This window comes from Methylobacterium sp. NPDC097929 (genome assembly GCF_049543375.1).
Lineage (GTDB): Bacteria > Pseudomonadota > Alphaproteobacteria > Rhizobiales > Beijerinckiaceae > Methylobacterium.
Genome location: NZ_JBMVEP010000005.1, coordinates 138,366 through 156,579 on the forward strand (window position 1 = coordinate 138,366; position 18,214 = coordinate 156,579).

Annotated in this window: 14 protein-coding genes; 7 read left to right on the top strand and 7 right to left on the bottom strand. The window is 69.4% G+C overall.

From position 1 onward, the window contains the following. Window positions 1-60: 60 nt before the first annotated feature. The 6 genes from ACPCJR_RS14725 to ACPCJR_RS14750 form a co-directional block, all read right to left on the bottom strand. Window positions 61-2,181 (bottom strand): TonB-dependent receptor, encoded by a 2,121-nt coding sequence (locus ACPCJR_RS14725; RefSeq protein WP_391513970.1) that lies wholly within the window; start codon window positions 2,179-2,181, stop codon window positions 61-63. Window positions 2,182-2,365: 184 nt separating this feature from the next. Continuing rightward, window positions 2,366-4,972, bottom strand: a complete 2,607-nt coding sequence (locus tag ACPCJR_RS14730; RefSeq protein WP_391513968.1) for a DNA translocase FtsK — start codon at window positions 4,970-4,972, stop codon at window positions 2,366-2,368. Between the two features lie 226 nt (window positions 4,973-5,198). Further along, window positions 5,199-6,452 (bottom strand): outer membrane beta-barrel protein, encoded by a 1,254-nt coding sequence (locus tag ACPCJR_RS14735; protein ID WP_391513966.1) that lies wholly within the window; start codon window positions 6,450-6,452, stop codon window positions 5,199-5,201. Window positions 6,453-6,815: 363 nt separating this feature from the next. Beyond that, entirely contained in the window at window positions 6,816-8,306 is a 1,491-nt protein-coding gene (locus tag ACPCJR_RS14740) for an ammonium transporter (protein WP_110353399.1), read from the bottom strand. 127 nt (window positions 8,307-8,433) lie between these two features. Then, window positions 8,434-8,772, bottom strand: coding sequence for a P-II family nitrogen regulator (locus tag ACPCJR_RS14745; protein WP_110353398.1), 339 nt, complete (start codon window positions 8,770-8,772; stop codon window positions 8,434-8,436). Window positions 8,773-9,056: 284 nt separating this feature from the next. Beyond that, window positions 9,057-9,920 (bottom strand): acyl-CoA thioesterase, encoded by an 864-nt coding sequence (locus tag ACPCJR_RS14750; RefSeq protein ID WP_391513965.1) that lies wholly within the window; start codon window positions 9,918-9,920, stop codon window positions 9,057-9,059. Between the two features lie 249 nt (window positions 9,921-10,169). On the opposite strand from ACPCJR_RS14750, the gene ACPCJR_RS14755 reads away from it, so the two are divergent. Beyond that, a complete protein-coding gene (locus ACPCJR_RS14755; protein ID WP_391513964.1) occupies window positions 10,170-11,450 on the top strand; it encodes an FAD-dependent monooxygenase in 1,281 nt (426 codons plus the stop codon). Window positions 11,451-11,640: 190 nt separating this feature from the next. On the opposite strand, the gene ACPCJR_RS14760 is transcribed toward ACPCJR_RS14755, so the two are convergent. Beyond that, window positions 11,641-11,787 carry a hypothetical protein gene (locus tag ACPCJR_RS14760; protein WP_391513962.1) on the bottom strand — a complete coding sequence of 49 codons (147 nt, stop codon included), beginning with the start codon at window positions 11,785-11,787 and terminating at the stop codon, window positions 11,641-11,643. Window positions 11,788-12,186: 399 nt separating this feature from the next. Between ACPCJR_RS14760 and oxlT the strand changes: the two genes are divergently transcribed. The 6 genes from oxlT (at window position 12,187) to dxr (ending at window position 18,014) form a co-directional block, all read left to right on the top strand. Further along, the gene (oxlT, locus tag ACPCJR_RS14765; RefSeq protein ID WP_391513960.1) at window positions 12,187-13,500 is read left to right on the top strand and encodes an oxalate/formate MFS antiporter; all 1,314 of its coding nucleotides are present in this window, start codon (window positions 12,187-12,189) and stop codon (window positions 13,498-13,500) included. Window positions 13,501-13,747: 247 nt separating this feature from the next. Further along, window positions 13,748-14,080, top strand: a complete 333-nt coding sequence (locus ACPCJR_RS14770) for a hypothetical protein (RefSeq protein WP_110352582.1) — start codon at window positions 13,748-13,750, stop codon at window positions 14,078-14,080. A gap of 461 nt (window positions 14,081-14,541) precedes the next feature. Beyond that, window positions 14,542-15,105 carry a ribosome recycling factor gene (gene frr, locus ACPCJR_RS14775; RefSeq protein ID WP_110352581.1) on the top strand — a complete coding sequence of 188 codons (564 nt, stop codon included), beginning with the start codon at window positions 14,542-14,544 and terminating at the stop codon, window positions 15,103-15,105. 75 nt (window positions 15,106-15,180) lie between these two features. Then, window positions 15,181-15,960, top strand: coding sequence for an isoprenyl transferase (locus tag ACPCJR_RS14780; protein WP_391513958.1), 780 nt, complete (start codon window positions 15,181-15,183; stop codon window positions 15,958-15,960). Next, on the top strand, window positions 15,960-16,820 hold the full coding sequence (locus ACPCJR_RS14785) for a phosphatidate cytidylyltransferase (protein WP_391513956.1): 861 nt from the start codon (window positions 15,960-15,962) through the stop codon (window positions 16,818-16,820). The genes ACPCJR_RS14780 and ACPCJR_RS14785 overlap by 1 nt, the downstream gene beginning before the upstream one ends. A 15-nt stretch (window positions 16,821-16,835) precedes the next feature. Continuing rightward, window positions 16,836-18,014, top strand: coding sequence for a 1-deoxy-D-xylulose-5-phosphate reductoisomerase (gene dxr / locus ACPCJR_RS14790; RefSeq protein WP_391513954.1), 1,179 nt, complete (start codon window positions 16,836-16,838; stop codon window positions 18,012-18,014). Window positions 18,015-18,214: the final 200 nt, after the last annotated feature.

Genomic DNA, 18,214 nt, shown 5'->3' on the forward strand with positions numbered 1-18,214 from the left:
AAGACGATGCGAAACAAGAGGCTAGATCATCGTGCCGGATACGATATCCGGCACGATGATCTAGAACCGCGCCGTCAGGAACAGCCGCACGTTGCGGCCCGGCAGCACCACCTCGTCCTTGCGGAAGGAGGCGGCGTTGCGGATCACGTCGTCGAGCAGGTTGGTGCCGCGCAGGCCCAGCGTCACCTCGCTCAGGCCGTGGACCGCCGGATCGAGCGGGCGGCTGTAGGCGATCTCCGCCTTCAGGTCGTTGTAGCCGGGCGTCGGTGTCTCCAGCGCGGCGGTCTGCGTCTGCGCGAAAGCGTGCAGCAGGCTCACCTGCGCGAACCAGCCATCCGCCCGCAGGAACACGCCGCCGCCGACGCGGTGAGGCGGGATGCGCGGCACGAAGCTGCCGTCGTCGAACTGCGCCCGCACGAAGTCGTACTGAGCGCTGATGCCGGCAAAGCCGTCGCCCACGGGCACGAGATCGAGCTGGCTGCCGATCTCGGCGCCGAAGAAGGTCGTGTTGGCCTGCGAATAGACCACCTGCCGCAAATCCCCGCCGCCGATCCCGCAACTGCCGAAGGTGTCGCCGCAGGTGAAGCCGGTCAGGCGCTTGTAGACGAAGCCGGTGTAGCGGGTGACGTAACCGGTCGCGTCGAGGCGGAACGGCCCTTCCGCCCGGCGGATCGCCACCTCGACGGTGCGGGCGCGCTCCGGCTTCAGGTTCGGATCGCCGATCTCGAAGGTGGCGGAGGCCTCGTGCGGTCCGCGCGAGAACAGTTCGGGCGAGGTCGGGGCGCGCTCGACATAGGAGCCGGTCAGGCTTCCCACGAACCCGTGGGGCAGATCCTGCAATGCCCCGAAACTCGCGCTCTTCGGGGCGAAGCGGCGGGTCCGGCGCGATTCCACCGGCTCGTCGCCGGGGCCGTCGGGCAGAAAGTCCGAGGGGAACAGTGCCTGAGTGCCGGCGACGCGGTTGCCCTCGATGCGGCCCGCCGCCTGGAACCGCAGGCCGCCGCCGAGCGCCAGTTCCTCGAACAGGTACGCGGCCTGCACCCGCGTGTCGGTCGGGCGCAGGAGGCCGCCCTCCGCCCCCGAGATCCGGAGCTTGCGCCGGTCGGCCTGGAAGCCGAACGAGCCGGTCAGCGTGCCGAACGCCGTCTCGACGGGGACGTGATCGAGTTCGATCCGCCCCTCGACCGCGCGGTTCTTGAACACCGCCTCAATGTCCTCGACGCCGTTCGGGCCGGTCCCGAACTCGTTGTGCCGGTAGTTCGAACCGCCGGCCCAGAAGCGGATCGCCGCGATGGGTCCCTCCAGCGGCCGATACTCGCCCCGGGCCTGGAGCTTGTCCTGCGTCGGGTCGAGGCGGGTGCGCTGCGCGGCCGAACCGAGGCCGGGAATGCCGTAGACGGAATCGAAGTGGCTGAAGGACAGCCCGACGAAGCCGCGATCGAACAGGTAGGACGTGCCGAAGGCGCCGCCCTGCGATTCGTTGAAGGAGTTGCGCTGGATGCCGAGCGGGGTGTTGTAATCGTCCGCCGCGCTCTTGAAGGCGTCTGCGTGGACCGCGACGTTGCCGCTGCCGGCATCGACCGTGGCCGCCACGTTGCGGCCGTTGTCGACGGCCGAATAGCCGGTCGTCACCCGACTCGCGATGCCGCCGACGGGGATGCTCGTCGGGATGCGGTTGTTCTCGACCGAGACGACGCCGCCGACCGCCTGGGAGCCGTAGCGCAGGCCGGCCGGCCCGCGGATCACCTCGATCCGGTCGTTGATCAGCGGGTTGATCGGCACGGCGTGGTCCTCGCCGAGATCGGACATGTCCTGCACGCCCGTGCCGTTCTCGAGGATGCGGACGCGGTGGTTGTCCAGGCCGCGGATGATCGGCCGCGAGGCGGAGCCGGGGGCGAAGGTCGAGGCGGACACGCCGGGCTTGTCGAACAGGGCTTCGCCCAGCGAGGTCGGCTGCGCCCGCGCCAGTTCGCTCGCGGGGACGACGGTTACCGTCGAGAAGCGGTCGGCCACGACCGGGAGGATGCCGGGCGGCGTGCCGTCGCCCGTGCGCCGGGCCGGCTTGTCCGCGGTCACGCTGATCTCCTCGAGGGAAACCTCTTCGGCCTGGGCCGGCAAGACCGCCAGACCGAGCACACCGATCCGCGCCCAGCGCCGAAAGCCATAGCGCACCCTCGACATAAGACCACTCACTCCGTTTTATAGCTCGTGCTATAATTCGGAGCTTGGCCGTTGTCGAGTCGGAATCGGGCGCTGTAGGGCTCGTGGCGGCCGGGCGGCCGAAGCAGGACGGGTCCCGAAACGCGAAGCGCGCCGCCCTCGGTGGAGGACGGCGCGCTCGACGTTTGTCAGTGGATGAAGCGGCTCAGTAATCCTGGGCTTCGGGCTCGACCAGGATCTCGCGTTTCCCTGCGTGGTTGGCGGGCCCGACGAGCCCCTCGGTCTCCATGCGCTCCATGAGCGAGGCGGCGCGGTTGTAGCCGATCTGCAGGCGGCGCTGGATGTAGCTCGTCGAGGCCTTCTTATCGCGCAGAACCACGGCGACCGCCTGCTCGTAGAGGTCGGCCCCCTCCCCGCCGCCGAACTGGCCGGCATCGAAGACCGGGCCGTCCTCGGACGCGGCGCCGCCGGAGGCAATCTCGCCCTCCTCCGCGGTCACGGCTTCGAGATAGGAGGGCCGGCCCTGGCGCTTGAGGTGGGCCACCACGCTCTCGACCTCGGAGTCCGAGCAGAACGGCCCGTGCACGCGGGTGGTGCGCCCGCCGCCGGCCATGAACAGCATGTCGCCCTGGCCCAGCAACTGCTCGGCGCCCATCTCGCCCAGGATCGTGCGCGAGTCGATCTTGCTCGTGACCTGGAAGGAGATGCGGGTCGGGAAGTTCGCCTTGATCGTGCCGGTGATGACGTCGACCGAGGGGCGCTGCGTGGCCATGATCAGGTGGATGCCGGCCGCGCGCGCCATCTGCGCGAGACGCTGGATCGCGCCCTCGATGTCCTTGCCCGCCACCATCATCAGGTCGGCCATCTCGTCGACCACGATCACGATGTAGGGCAACGGGTTGAGGTCCATGACCTCGTCCTCGTAGACCGCCTCGCCGGTGGAGCGGTCGAAGCCGGTCTGGACGGTCCGGGTCAGGGTCTCGCCGCGGGCGCGGGCCTCTTCGAGGCGCGCGTTGAAGCCGTCGATGTTGCGCACACCGACCTTGGACATCTTCTTGTAGCGCTCCTCCATCTCGCGCACGGCCCATTTGAGGGCGATGACCGCCTTCTTCGGATCGGTGACGACGGGGGAGAGCAGGTGCGGGATGCCGTCATAGACCGACAGTTCCAGCATCTTGGGATCGACCATGATCAGGCGGCACTCTTCGGGCTTGAGCCGGTAGAGCAGGCTGAGGATCATGGTGTTGATGGCCACCGACTTGCCGGAGCCGGTGGTGCCGGCCACCAGCAGGTGCGGCATGCGGGCCAGATCCGCGATGATGGGTTCGCCGCCGATGTTCTTGCCCAGACACAGCGCCAGCTTGTGCTTGGTCTCCACGAAATCCGCGGAAGCGAGAAGCTCGCGCAGAAAAACCGTCTCGCGCTTGGCATTCGGCAACTCGATGCCGATGGCGTTGCGGCCGGGGACCACGGCGACGCGGGCGGAGACGGCGGACATCGAGCGGGCGATGTCGTCGGCGAGCGCGATGACGCGGCTGGACTTGGTGCCCGGCGCCGGCTCCAGCTCGTAGAGGGTGACGACGGGGCCGGGGCGCACGGCGAGGATGTCGCCGCGCACGCCGAAATCCTGCAGCGTGGCCTCCAGCATGGTGGCGTTCTGCTCCAGCGCCTCGGCCGAGACCTCCGAACCCGGCGCCGCATCGCGCGGACGGGCGAGAAGTTCGAGGGCGGGTAGACGGTAATCGCCCGGTTCACGCCGGGGCTCGACCGGCCGCGGCCGCGCCGGCGCGGCCTGCGGCAGCGGGCGCGACACCCGCGAGGCCGGCTCGGTCGCCGGCTCGTCCTCCTCGGCGGGAGGGGCCGCAGCGCGGGGCGGCGTCGAGGGGGCAGGCGCGTCCTCGCCGGGCGCGTCGTCGAACAGCGGCTCGCGCCGGGCACCGGGGGCGGCCCGCTCGCGGGCCTCGGGCGCCCAGGGCGCCTCCTCCGGGTCCGTAAAGGCGCGGCGGGCGGCGAGCGCAGGCGAGGCGCCGGCATAGGCGAGATCCTCCGCCCGGTCGGCGGGCGCCTGCCAGGATTCGAGCCGGCCGCGGATCTTGGATCGGCCGCGCATGACCGCCTGCGCGAGGGCGCCCAGCGAGAGGATGCCGAGGCTCGGCTCGTCCGCGTCGTGGCGCTCGTCGTAGGCTGAGACGCGGGTGGAGCGGGCGGCGGGGCGCGGGGCGCCGTAGGGCGCCTCGTCCTCCTCCTCGAAGTCGGGCTTGGTCACCCGGCAGGCGGCGGTGAGGCTGAGGATGGCGATGCCCGCGAACAGAAAGCCGGCGAAGCTCGCGAGCGGCCCGATCAGCATCCGCGTGCCGGCAAGCAGCGCGTCGCCCGCCACGCCGCCCATGCCGGTGGGCAGCGGCCAGCGGGAGGTCGGCGGAAGGGCGCCCGCGACCGCGCTCACGCAGAGCACGCCGACGAACCAGAGGACCATGCGCAGGCCGCCATGCGGCAGGTCGCGCTCGCGCATCAGGCGGATGCCCCACAGGACGGGTGGAACCGCGAGCGCGATCGAGCCGAGGCCGAGGAGCTGCATGGCGAGGTCGGCCACGACCGCGCCGGGGCGCCCGAGCACGTTGTGGGCGCGCTGGTCGGTGGCGTGGTTGAGACTCGGATCGTCGATCGACCAAGTCGCCAGGGCGACCGTGAGCGCGACGGCGCCGGTGAAGAGGATCAGGCCGCCGCACTCCGTCAACCGCTTGGCCAGGAACGGCCGAAGACTGTCGACGAACGTGTCGTAGGGCGACGCGGAGCGGCGGAGGGAACGCATGCGCAAACCGGTCACGTGGCAACGGTCCGGTAAGGCTAACGCCGGGCGGTTAACGGGGGGCTAAGGAAACGCCCCCGCTCGACGAGGCCGGACTTTGCCTTGAAAACCCTCACGGAGACAATGGCTTGACGCGGGTGCCGCGAGGACATGAAACGCGAAAAGCCCCGGATCTCTCCGGGGCTCTCGCAGCGTCGCGGTGTCTTGCCGGCGAGCCGGCCGGGACGCCTCAGAAGGTGAAGCCGGTCTCGAGCAGGTAGCGCTCCTGCGACCGCTTGCTTCCGTCGCGGCCGAAGCCGAAGCCGGGGGTCACGTCGTAGGCCTGGACGGTCGCGAACTCGCCGCGGACGAAGTAGCGGTCCCAGGTGAAGGTCGGCGTGATGGTGAAGGAGAAGGCCGAGCTGCCCGGGCCGTAGAGGACGCTGGTCGAGCCGGAGCCCGAGAGAATCCCCGGCGTGCCGGACTGGGCGATGTATTCGAGACGGCCGGCGAGAGCGAAATTGTCGGTGAAGGTGTAACCGGCCAGGATCGCACCGCCCCAGGTCTCGGCGCCCGCGATCGGGGAGAAGTAGTTATCCTTCTGGGCGACGTTGGTATACTGGAAGTACGGCGTCACGATCCACGGGCCGTTGGCGTAGGTGTAGTTCACGCTGATGATGCTGCTGTTCTGCAGCGAGTTGATCGTCGCGAACTGGAAGCGCGGGCTGCGGGTCGAGGCGTCGAAATCGGCGAAGTGCGTGCCGCCGTTGATGCCGATCGTGTTCGAGTCGTCGAGCTTGTAGGTGGCAAAGCCCGTCACCCAGTTCAGCTCGCCGGAGTAGAAGCCGTCGGTCACGGCGAGCGAGGCGGCGAAGGGTCCGCTGGCGTAGTTCACCTGGACGCCTTGGTTGATGAAGTTCTCCTGGTTGAAGACCAGACCGCGGGAGATGTTCAGGTTCTGATAGGAGAACAGCAGCTCGGAGCCGATGTTGGTGAACATACGGCCGGCCTGGATCGACCACTCGTCGTTGATCTGCCACTTGCCGAAGGCCACCGGGATCGGGCCGAACAGCGATTCGGTCTGCTCGAAGGAGGAGTAGAGCGGCAGGCCGAGCGCCGGGATCGAGTAGAGGCCGGCATGGACGTAGAACTGGAGCGGGCCGTCGGCCTTCTGGATCCAGCCCTGGAGGTTCGAGAAGTCGACGCGGCCGAAGCGGTCCTGCTCACCGCCGGGCGACAGGATGCCGAAGGCGTTGGTTTGGGTGTAGGCGAAGCCCGTGATCGCGCCGCCGACATAGATGTCGCCGATGCCGGTGACGAAGCAGGCCGGGTTCGGATTGGCCTTGATGAGGCCGCCGAAGGTCGGGGTCGAGATCGCGGCCTTGCAGTGTTCTTCGACGATCACGGGCGCCCTGGCGGCAGGCATGTCGGCCGCGAGGACCGGCATGGTGGCGACGCTGGTGAAAGCCGCGCCCGCGGCCAGGATTTTGGTCTTGATCGTCATTGTGGTTCAGCCCCGCACTTCGATACGGCCAAGGTGCCGAACTCGGGCGTTCACCGCAAAATCAAGTTTTGCGCAATTGCCTAATTTAGGGGCAATTTTGCGCTGCGACAACCTTAGCCAGAAGATTGTTGCAAGAAGAGCACGCCGAAAATCCTGCCCCAGTCAATCGTCCCGCACGACGGACAGCATCTCTTCATCCCTTGTTAGGATCTCGGGCGCGGCAAAGCCGAACTGATCACGAAAAACGATCCGATGCCGTGGCATCCGGGGATCGTCGTCCATCCGCGATCCGCACACGAAAAGGGCCCCGGCGCGATGCGCCGAGGCCCCGTTTTGCAGCCTGCCCGGAGGGCGGCCCGGTTCTCAGTAGTTGTAGGCGCGCTCGCCGTGATCGGCGATGTCGAGACCCTCGCGCTCCTCCTCCTGCGTCACCCGCAGACCGATCGTCAGGTCGACGAGCTTGTAGAGGATCGCCGAGCCGATGCCGGACCACAGGATGGTGAAGCCCACCGCCTTCGCCTGGGTGATGACCTGGCTGACCATGTCGTAGGAGCCGAGGACGAGTTCACCGGGCTTGGTGGTGTAGTCGGGGATGCCGGCGCCGCCGAGGTCGGGCGAGACCAGGATGCCCGTGGCGATGGCGCCGATGATGCCGCCGACGCAGTGGACGCCGAACACGTCGAGCGAGTCGTCGTAGCCGAGCGCGTTCTTCACGGTCGAGCACATCACGAAGCAGGCGGCGCCCGCGACGAGACCGAGCACGATCGAGCCCATCGGGCCGGCGAAGCCCGCGGCCGGGGTGACGGCGACGAGGCCGGCGATGGCGCCCGAGAGCATGCCGAGCAGCGACGGCTTGCCCTTGGCGGCCCATTCCACGAACAGCCAGGAGACGGCCGCCGCGGCGGTGGCGACGAAGGTGTTGATCATGGCCACACCCGTGGTGCCGTTGGCCTCGAGGTTCGAGCCGGCGTTGAAGCCGAACCAGCCCACCCAGAGGAGCGAGGCGCCGATCGTGGTCATGGTCAGCGAGTGCGGGGCGAGCAGGTCGCGGCCGTAGCCGATGCGCTTGCCCAGCATCAGGCAGCCGACGAGGCCGGCGATGCCCGCGTTGATGTGCACGACGGTGCCGCCGGCGAAGTCGAGGGCGCCCCACTGGAACAGCTTGCCGGCATCGGCCAGCACGGCGTCGTAGTCGGCTTTCGCGGCGGCATTCGCCTCACCGCCCGCGGCGGCGAGCTTGCGCGCGGCGTCGGCGAAGACGTCCGGGCCACCCCAGTACCAGACCATGTGGGCCATCGGGAAATAGATCAGGGTGACCCAGAGGATGGTAAACACGACGAGCGCCGAGAACTTCATCCGCTCGGCGAAGGCGCCGACGATGAGGCCGGGGGTGATCATCGCGAACGTCATCTGGAAGCAGATGTAGACGTATTCGGGGATCACGACGCCGTTGGAGAAGGTGGCCGCCACCGAGTTGGCGTCGACGCCCTTGAGGAAGGCCTTGGAGAAGCCGCCGACGAAGTCGTTGAGACCGCCGCCGTTGGTGAAGGCGAGGCTGTAGCCGTAGGTGACCCACAGCAGGCAGACGATGCAGGCGATGGCGAAGACCTGGGTCAGCACCGAGAGCATGTTCTTGGTGCGCACGAGGCCGCCGTAGAACAGCGCCAGACCCGGAAGGATCATGAGCAGGACGAGGACGGTCGAGAGCAGCATCCAGGTGGTGTCGCCCTTGTTCGGAACGGGCGCGGCAGGCGCGGCCTCGACCGTTGGCCCCTGCGCCAGGGACGGCTCGACGAGGAGGAGGCCGAGCGCGGCCCCTCCCAGGCCGAGCGCGAGAAGGTTACGTAGTTTCATGGAGAGGAAGCTCCTGATCGCAAGGCGTCGAGCGTTGTGGAGAAAGGGTTGCGGCGCGGACGCGCCTCGCCGGATGGGATGAAGGTCCCGGTGACGGCGGCGGACGGGGCCGGCGCGGGAGAAAATCTCAGAGCGCGTCGGCGTCGGTCTCGCCGGTGCGGATGCGGACGGCCTTCTCGAGCGGCATCACGAAGATCTTGCCGTCGCCGATCTGGCCGGTGCGGGCGGCCCCCGCGATCGAGTCGATCACGCTGGTCACGAGGTCGGCCGAAACCGCCACCTCGATCTTGAGCTTGGGCAGGAAGCTCACGGCGTATTCGGCGCCGCGATAGATCTCGGTATGGCCCTTCTGCCGGCCGTAGCCCTTGACCTCGGTCACGGTCAGTCCGTGGACGCCGATACCGGTCAGGGCGTCGCGAACCTCCTCCAACTTGAACGGCTTGATGATCGCCATCACGATTTTCATGGGCGGCGCCCCCTTTGTTCAGCCTTCCCACCGCCGGCCGCGCACCGGCCGAGACCCAGCGGTTGCGCAGGATCGGAATGATCCTGCGACCGGGCGCCTTCATTCAAAGACCGTGCCAAGCGGAACCTTTTGCCGAGCCGCCCTTCTGCCCAGAACATAAGCGAGCGCTGGCCAGCATCCGGGCAGCAGGCGCGCGAAATATGCCTAACAAAAAGGCAATCAGACGCTTTCGGCGCCAGATTGCAGCTTGGCAGAGGGCTTCGGGCGAGCCTGCCCGAGGTCGATCACGTGCGGCGGCGGCGGATCAGACCTTCCTGCGCGACGGAGGCGACGAGGCGGCCCTGCTCGTCGTGGAAGGTGCCGCGGGCAAAGCCCAGGGCGCCGGAGGCGGTCGGACTGTCCTGCGAATAGAGCAGCCAGGAATCGGCCCGGAACGGGCGGTGCAGCCAGAGGGCGTGGTCGAGGCTGGCGGACTGGATCTCGGGGTCGAACACCGTGCGCCCGTGCGGGATCAGGGTCGCATCGAGGAGCGTCATGTCCGAGGCGTAGGCGAGCACCGCCCGGTGGATCGCGGGATCGTCCGGCAGGGCCTTCGTCGTGCGCATCCAGACATGGTAGCGGCCGGGCCTCGGCGTGCGGTCGCGGTAGCGCTCGGTCTCGACGGGGCGCAGCTCGATCGGCCAAGCCTGGGTGAAGTAGGCCAGCATCGGCTCAGGCACGATGGTCCCCTCCTCGCGGGCGAGGGTGCGCGCATCGGCCAGCGAATCCGGTCCCGGCACGTCGGGCCGCTCGGCGGCGTGCTCGACGCCCGCCTCCGCCTCGTGGAAGGACACGGACATGGCGAAGATCGCCCGCCCCTTCTGGACCGCCTTGACCCGGCGGGTGGTGAAGCTGCCGCCGTCGCGGATGCGCTCGACCTCGTAGACGATCGGAATCGACGGGTCGCCGCCGAGCAGGAAGTAGGCGTGCAGCGAGTGGGGCGGGCGCGCCGCCTCCACCGTGCGGGAGGCGGCGACCAGCGCCTGTGCCACCACCTGCCCGCCGAACACCCGCGGCCAGCCGATCCGGGGGCTGACGCCCCGGAACAGATCCGTCTCCAGACGTTCCAGATCGAGGATCGCGAGGAGCGCGTCGACGGGATCGGGCATGAGGGCTTCGCTGCGGCTTTCGAGACGGATCGGCGCACGCCCCCGGGCGAGGCGGCACGCGGGGGAGATAGCAGCCCGGCCGCGCGCTGCCACGCCGGGCTCGCCGTCCTCCGACCTCGCCGAGCCGATCCTGTCGCTGATCGTGCCGGCCGCGACGGGATGCGGGCGGGCGGCAAGCAGGCTATCAGAGGCCCCCGCCGTGCCGCCCGCGCGGACCTCAGGCCGGGATCGGAGGGAGAAGGAGGCGTCATGAGCGCAACGGATCATCCTCCCCGGGGCCGCCGCGCCGGGAGCCGCAGCCTGCTCGTGGCCGGCGCGGGCATCGCCAGCCTCACCCTCGCCGTCGCCCTGAAGCGGGCGCATGGGCCCGCTCTCGACGTGATCGTCTGCGATCCCGGGCTGGAGGCGGGCGCCGGGCGCCATCGCGGGCGCGCCTACGCCGTCGCGGCGGGACCGCGCCGGATGTACGAACAGCTCGGCCTGTGGCCCCGGATCGCAGCGGCGGCGGAGCCGATGCGCCGCCTCGTCATCAGCGACAGCCGCGTCGGCGATCCGGTGCGCCCGGTCTTCCTCACCTTCGGCGACGGAACCGAGGCGCGCGGCGAAGGCGAGCCCTTCGCCCACATGGTCGAGGCCGAACCCCTGGTCGGCGTGCTGCTCGACGCGGCCCGCGAGGCGGGGGTGCGCCTCGTCGCGGCGGGCGTGCGCGCCGCCGTGCCGGGCCCCGGCGCGATCCGGGTCAGCCTGAGCGACGGGAGCGAGTCCAGCGTCGTCCTGGTGGTCGCCGCCGACGGCGCGCGTTCGGCCCTGCGCGAGGGCGCGGGCATCGGCTGGGTCGGCTGGTCCTACCCGCAATCGGGCATCGTCGCGACGATTCAGCACGCGCGCGACCACGAGGGCCGGGCCTTCGAGCACTTCCTGCCGAGCGGCCCCTTCGCGATCCTGCCGCTCGCGGCGGGCGGCGAACTCGGCCACCGTTCCTCCATCGTCTGGACCGAGCGCAGCGCCGACGTGCCGGCCCTGCTCGGCGGGGACGCCGCCGAGACGCTGGCCGAGATCGAGCGCCGGTTCGGAGCGGAACTCGGGCGGATCGCGCTGGAGCACGGCCCGAGCGCCCACCCGCTCCATCTCGGCATCGCCCGCAGCTTCCGGGCGCCCCGCCTCGCCCTCCTGGGGGATGCCGCCCACGTCATCCATCCGCTGGCGGGCCAGGGGCTCAATCTCGGCCTTGCCGGTGCCGCCGCCCTCGCGGAGGCGGTGACCGGCGCCCTGCGGCTCGGGCTCGATCCCGGCGCGGACGCGGTGTTGCGCGACTACGAGCAGGCCCGCCGGTTCGACACGGTGGCGATGGCGGCGGCGACCGACGGGCTCAACCGCCTGTTCTCCAACGACAGCCTGACCTTGCGCCTGACCCGCGATTTCGGGCTGGGCCTCGTCGACCGGATGCCGGGTCTCAAGCGCTTCTTCATCGGGCAGGCCTCGGCTCTGCGGGGGCAGACCCCGCGGCTGCTGCGGGGCGAGGCTCTGTAGAAGCCGATTGACGGTCGGCGCAGCCTGCAAGCCTTCCCGAGAGGGCGGATCGCAGAGCGGCTCGGGTCACGATGAGCGACGCCACACCCGCCCTGGCCGCCCTCGTGCGACAGCTCCGCCGTCCGCTTCGAAGACAGAGGCGACGGCGGCAACGAAGGGAGGCGGCCTGCCGAACCGCCCCCCTCATGAGTTACGGTACGCCGATCACCTTGACTAAGATCATGGCTTTCACGCCAGCAAGAACCAGAATGAGCGACGAAATCACCGCTACATCGATTTTCGAAAAACTGCGCGAGAACATGCGGTTACTCACCGATTTCATCGTACGTGCCTCCATCCGCCGAACTCGATCTCGCATAGTTTATGTATGAGAGACTGAAGAGGATGAGACCTGACAGCAACGGCATCGTGGTAGGATAAAGCATGTGTCCTCGTGGTGCGCGATAGCCAAGCTTTCGGGGCGGCGATACTGGCATAAGCTCCCATGAGCACAATTGCACTCAGCGCAACCTAGTCATGAAGGATTAAGTCGGACGCAGACGCCTGCGGGCAATCCCGACTGCGCGGACCAGAAAGTTAATCCGATCATTTTAATCCGTAATATATATTTTTTATTTGAAGGATTAATTGCAAATCGGTCATTATAGAAAATTTATACCGCTGGTATATTGTACACCTGACATCGTTATGCATGATGCCGTTTGGGTAACATCAGAAACGACTAGGGAGTAACCGGATGGATAACCAACCGGCCGAGCCGCACGCGCATATGGATGCGCCTTCCGCCAAATGGTGGCAACTCGCCTTCGGCGTGCTGTGCATGGCCATGATCGCCAACCTTCAGTACGGCTGGACCCTGTTCGTCGATCCCATCGACGCCCAGCACCACTGGGGCCGCACCGCGATCCAGTTCGCCTTCACCATCTTCGTGGCCACCGAAACCTGGCTCGTGCCCATCGAGACCTGGTTCGTCGACCGCTACGGACCGCGCATCGTGGTCTGCTTCGGCGGCGTGATGATCGCCCTGTCCTGGACCCTCAACGCCTACGCCGATTCCCTCTTCCTGCTCTACGCGGCCGCCGTCATCGGCGGCATCGGCGCGGGCTCGGTCTACGGCACCTGCGTCGGCAACGCCCTCAAGTGGTTCCCCGATCGCCGGGGACTGGCCGCGGGCGCGACCGCGGCGGGCTTCGGCGCCGGCGCGGCGATCACCGTGATCCCGATCGCCAACATGATCGCGTCGAGCGGCTACGCCCAGGCCTTCCTCGTCTTCGGCCTCGGGCAAGGGCTCGTCGTCGTCCTGCTCTCGTTCCTGCTGCGCAAGCCCACCGTCGCCGTGCCGGTCCGGCGCAAGAACCTGCGCCTGCCCCAGACCAAGATCGACCGCAGCCCGCGCGAGGCGGTGCGCACGCCCGTGTTCTGGACGATGTACGCCCTGTTCGTGATGGTCGCCTCCGGCGGCCTGATGGCGGCGGCGCAGATCGCCCCGATCGCCCACGACTTCCAAGTGGCCGGCGTGACGATGAACCTGTTCGGGCTGCAGATGGCGGCGCTGACGCTGGCGATCTCGCTCGACCGCATCTTCGACGGGTTCGGCCGGCCGTTCTTCGGCTGGGTCTCGGACAACATCGGCCGCGAGAACACGATGTTCATCGCCTTCACCATCGCGGCGGCAGCCTGCATCCTGCTGCTGGGCTACGGACGCAACCCGGTCGTGTTCGTGCTGAGCACGGCGATGTATTTTGCCGTGTTCGGCGAGATCTACTCGCTGTTCCCGGCGACCTGTGGCGACACCTTCGGTTCGAAGTACGCGGCGAGCAATGCCGGGCTTCTCTACACGGCCAAGGGAACGGCGGCCTTCCTCGTGCCCTTGGCCAGCGTTCTCTCGTCGGCCTATGGCTGGTCGGCGGTGTTCGGGCTGATCATCGCCCTGAACATCTCGGCCGCGGCCCTGGCCGTCTTCGTGCTGAAGCCGATGCGGCGGCGCTACCTCGCCGCGGAGGCCGAGATCGCCGAGGAGGCCGAGGCACACAAGGTCAAGCTTGCCTAAATCCAAGATCGAGGACACCTTGGTTTTCGCCCGCCGCCCGTTATCCGGGCGGCGGGCGGAATGATTGTTACATCGGCTCTGCGATCGAATTGCGTCGTGCGCGGCCTTGCGATTTCGCGAAGACGCTGCACGTTCATGAAGTGAGGTTGTCGAACGGGAAGCGGGCCACGCCTCCGTGACCGGGCATCGACCTTGATCTTCGAACGGGACGCATCGCGATCTCCGACGATCCGGGGGGAAGAAGAAGATGACAGCCACGCTGCCGGAAGGTGCCAGACCGGGGGACATCGTCACGCCGGACGGCAAGATCCTCTGCCGCGACCATGAGCTTCACGAGTTCGGCTACTTCACCGTGACCTACGAGCAGGCGCAGGTGGCGCGGGAGCACGGCTGGGGCTGCCGGGCCGGCGTCGTTCTGGACGGGGAGCATTCCGACGAGTGGAGCTGGTCCTATGCCGAGGAAGAGCGGCGCCTCGCGCTGGAGAACGACGAGACCCCGCCTCTCGTCCGGATCTACCGCGAGCCGCCGGCCTCCTGTCCGATCGAGACGCCCCTCTCCTGCCGCCTCGGGGATCGATAGCCTCCGGCCGGGACGCAGCGCCAACGACCGGAAGCGGACGCTTTCATCCGATCACCGCGAGCGGGACCGGATGAAAGCGCGCACGCGAACCGTTGTCCCGTTGTCGTCAGGGCTCTCATGGGCCCATTTCAGCGCAAGCTGGCGACAGGCGGACCGGTCGGGCCCCCAAGCGGACCGGTCCGCCACCTGCGCCGCAGCCACGGCCCGTCGGCAGGCCGGCAATGCAGGGCGGAGCCCGAAACGGACCATCCGACGCGAACGCCGGCCCCGCGCGGGCGATCCTGCGGGAGCGGGCCGGCGCGACAGCCGCCCCTGCGCCGAAATCCGGCGGCGTCAACGGCCATTTGCGGCCACCCGGTTTTTCGTTCATGAAGCGGCACCGCGCGCCGGGTGCCCTCGCACCGGCCCATCCGCCGCCCGACCGCATCGGGATTTTTGAAAAACCCCGGGATCTCGACCTCATGGCTACACCGGATTTCGACCTCGGCGACATCAAGCGCCGCATGCAGGGCGCCGTCTCCTCCCTGAGCAAGGATCTGGGATCGCTGCGCACCGGACGCGCCACGCCGAGCCTGCTCGACCCGATCCAGGTCGAGGCTTACGGCGCCTCGATGCCGATGGCGCAGGTCGCCACGGTGAGCGTGCCCGAGCCGCGCCTGCTCTCGATTTCGGTCTGGGACCGCTCGATGGTCACCAACGTCGAGAAGGCGATCCGCGAATCCGATCTCGGCCTCAACCCGATGACCGAGGGCCAGACCATCCGCCTGCGCATCCCCGAGATGAACGAGCAGCGCCGCAAGGAGATGGTCAAGGTCGCCCACAAATACACCGAGGAGGCCCGCGTGGCCGTGCGCCACGTGCGCCGGGACGGGCTCGACATCCTCAAGAAGCTGGAGAAGGACGGCGCCATCAGCGAGGACGACGAGAAGCGTCAGGCCGGCGAGGTCCAGAAGGCCACCGACGACGCCATCGCCGAGATCGACGGCGTGCTGGCCTCCAAGGAAAAGGAGATCATGCAGGTCTGAGACCCCCGGACCTGCATCGAGGACGTAAAGACGGGTGGGGCCGCGCCGGGCCGCGGCAGCGAGAGGGAGGCTGCGTTGGTTCGCTCGGAAGGCGCGCGGCAGATCGGGGAGGCGGGCGAGCCCGCGCCCGACGGTGCGGCGCTGCCGGCACCGCGGCACGTCGCCATCATCATGGACGGCAACGGCCGCTGGGCCGCGCGCCGGGGGCTGCCCCGCTTCGAGGGTCATCGCCGGGGCGTCGAGGCCGTTCGCCGCGCCGTGCGCTCCGCGATCAGCCTCGGGATCGGCTACCTCACGATCTACAGCTTCTCCTCCGAGAACTGGCGCCGCCCGCCCTCCGAGATCTCCGAGCTGATGGGCCTGCTCAAGCTGTTCGTGCGCGGCGACCTCGCCGACCTGCACGCCCACAACGTGCGCGTCCGGGTGATCGGCGACCGGACGGACCTCTCGACCGACATCGCCGGCCTGCTCGACGAGGCCGAGACCCGCACCCGCGCCAACACGGGCCTGACGCTCGTCGTCGCCTTCAACTATGGCGGGCGCCAGGAGATCGTCCGGGCGGTTCAGCGCATCGCCAGCGCCGTGGCGGAGGGGCGCCTGCGGCCCGACGAGATCGGGCTGCCCACCGTCACGGACGCCCTCGACACCGCCGGCATCCCCGACCCAGACCTCGTGATCCGCACCTCCGGCGAACAGCGCCTCTCGAACTTCCTGACCTGGCAGACGGCCTATGCCGAGTACGTCGTCGCGCCGGGCTTCTGGCCGGATTTCGACCACGAGGCCTTCCTCGCCGCCATCGGCGAGTACCACCGCCGCGACCGCCGCTTCGGCGGCCTGAGCGCGGGAGCCGGCTGATGGCGGGGAACGAAGCGGCGCGGCCCGCGCAGCGGGCGCCGTTCGCGACCCGCGAGTTCGGCCTGCGGGTGGCTTCCGCGCTGGTTCTCGGAGCGGCCGTGCTCGGCGCCCTCGTCGTCGGCGGATGGGCCTTCGCCCTCGTCTGGCTCGTGGCCGGAACCGTCGGCGCCGCCGAATGGCTCGCCATGACCCGCTCCGAGCCGCTCCTGCCCCTGCTCGGTCTCACCGGCGCGACGCTGCTCGGCCTGCTCGCCGCCCTTCTGCTCGGCGCGCCCGCCTGGGCGCCGATCCTGATCCTGATCCTCGGCGCGATCGGCCTCCTCGCCCTCGGGCGCGGCCCCACCCGGCGCAAGGCGGTCTGGGGCCTCCTCGGCGCGGCGGTGATCGCGGTCGTTCCGACGCTGCTGCGCCTCGATCCCGGCATCGGCATCGTCGGCCCCGCCTGGATGTTCGCGGTGGTCTGGTCCACCGACAGCGTGGCCTACTTCACCGGCCGCCTGATCGGCGGGCCGAAGCTGATGCCGCGGGTGAGCCCGAAGAAGACGTGGTCGGGCGCGCTCGGGGGCCTTGCCGCCGGCATCCTCGGCGGTACCGCGACGGTGCTCGCCGCCCGGAGCCAGGGCTGGAGCGCCCTGCCCGATCTTCCCCTCTTCGCCGTCGCCGCGCTGAGCGGGCTGGCCTCGATCCTCTCGCAGGGCGGCGACCTCGTCGAATCCGGCCTCAAGCGCCGCTACGGCGTGAAGGATTCCGGCCGCTCGATCCCCGGCCATGGCGGCGTCATGGACCGGCTCGACGGATTCTTCGCCGTGGCGGGGCTCGCCGGCCTCTGTCTCGCCGCCCTGCGGCTCCTGAATGCCTGAACGGAAGTCAGCCCCGTGAGTCTCACCGTCACCGTCCTCGGCGCCACCGGTTCGATCGGCCGCTCGACCACGGATCTCCTCACCCAGCATGCCGGCCGCTTCCGCGTCGGCGCCCTCGTCGGCGGCCGGGATGCCGCGGCGCTCGCACGCCTCGCCCGGGAGATGAAGCCGGACTTCGCCGCCCTCGCCGACGCGAGCGCCGGCCCGGCTTTGGCCGAGGCGCTGTCCGGCTCCGGCATCCCGAACGGGGCCGGCGAGAACGCGGTGCTGGAGGCGGTCGCCCGCGAGGCCGACATCGTCGTCGCGGCGGTGAGCGGGGCGGCGGGCCTGAAACCCACCCACGCGGCCCTGCGGCTCGGGCGCACCATCGCGCTCGCCAACAAGGAGAGCCTGGTCTGCGCGGGCGATGCCTTCATGCGCGACGCGCAGCGCTACGGCGCCCGCATCCTGCCGGTGGATTCCGAGCACAACGCGCTGGCCCAGGCCATGGGCGACGGGCGCGTCGCCGACATCGCCCGGATGACGCTGACCGCCTCGGGCGGTCCGTTCCGCACCTGGACCCGCGAGCGCATCGCCGCCGCGACCCCGACCGAGGCCGCCGCCCACCCGACTTGGTCGATGGGCATGAAGATCAACATCGATTCCGCCTCCCTGATGAACAAGGGGCTGGAGTTGATCGAGGCCCACCACCTCTTCGCCATCGAGGCGGCGCGGCTCGACGTGATCGTCCACCCGCAATCGATCGTGCACGGGCTGATCGCGTGGCGCGACGGCGCGGTGACGGCGGGGCTCGCCATGCCCGACATGCGCGTGCCGATCGCCCACTGCCTCGGCCTCGGCGACCGCCTGGAGATCGCCCGCGGCCGCCCGCTGGATCTCGCCGCCACCGGCAGCCTCACCTTCGAGCCCGCGGACGAGGCCCGCTTCCCCTGCCTGCGCGTCGCCCGCGCGGCGCTCGCCGAGGGCGGTGCGGCGCCGACCGTGATGAACGCCGCCAACGAGGTCGCGGTCGCCGCCTTCATCCGCGGCGCGATCCCGTTCTACGGCATCGCCGAACTCGTGGAGCGCGCGGTCGAGCACTTTGCGGGCGAGCACCGCCGCGCCCCGGAGGATGTCGAGGAGGCGCTCGCCATCGATGCGCAGGTCCGGGCCTGGAGCCTGGAGGCCGTGCCGGCCGCCCGCGCCGCCGGGTAGGCCGCCCGCGTTAACCCTTACAGAGTCTTGTCGGGGACGGCGGGGGCCGGATTGCCGGCGGAACGCGCGATTAGATCTCGCGCTCGCACGTGGGGCGTGCGACGATCCGCGTCTTGCAGGCCCCGGGGCCGCCCTGTCAGGGCGAATGGCGCCGGCAATGAATCCGATCGCGACGCATGATCGGACCGGTGTGATGGTCG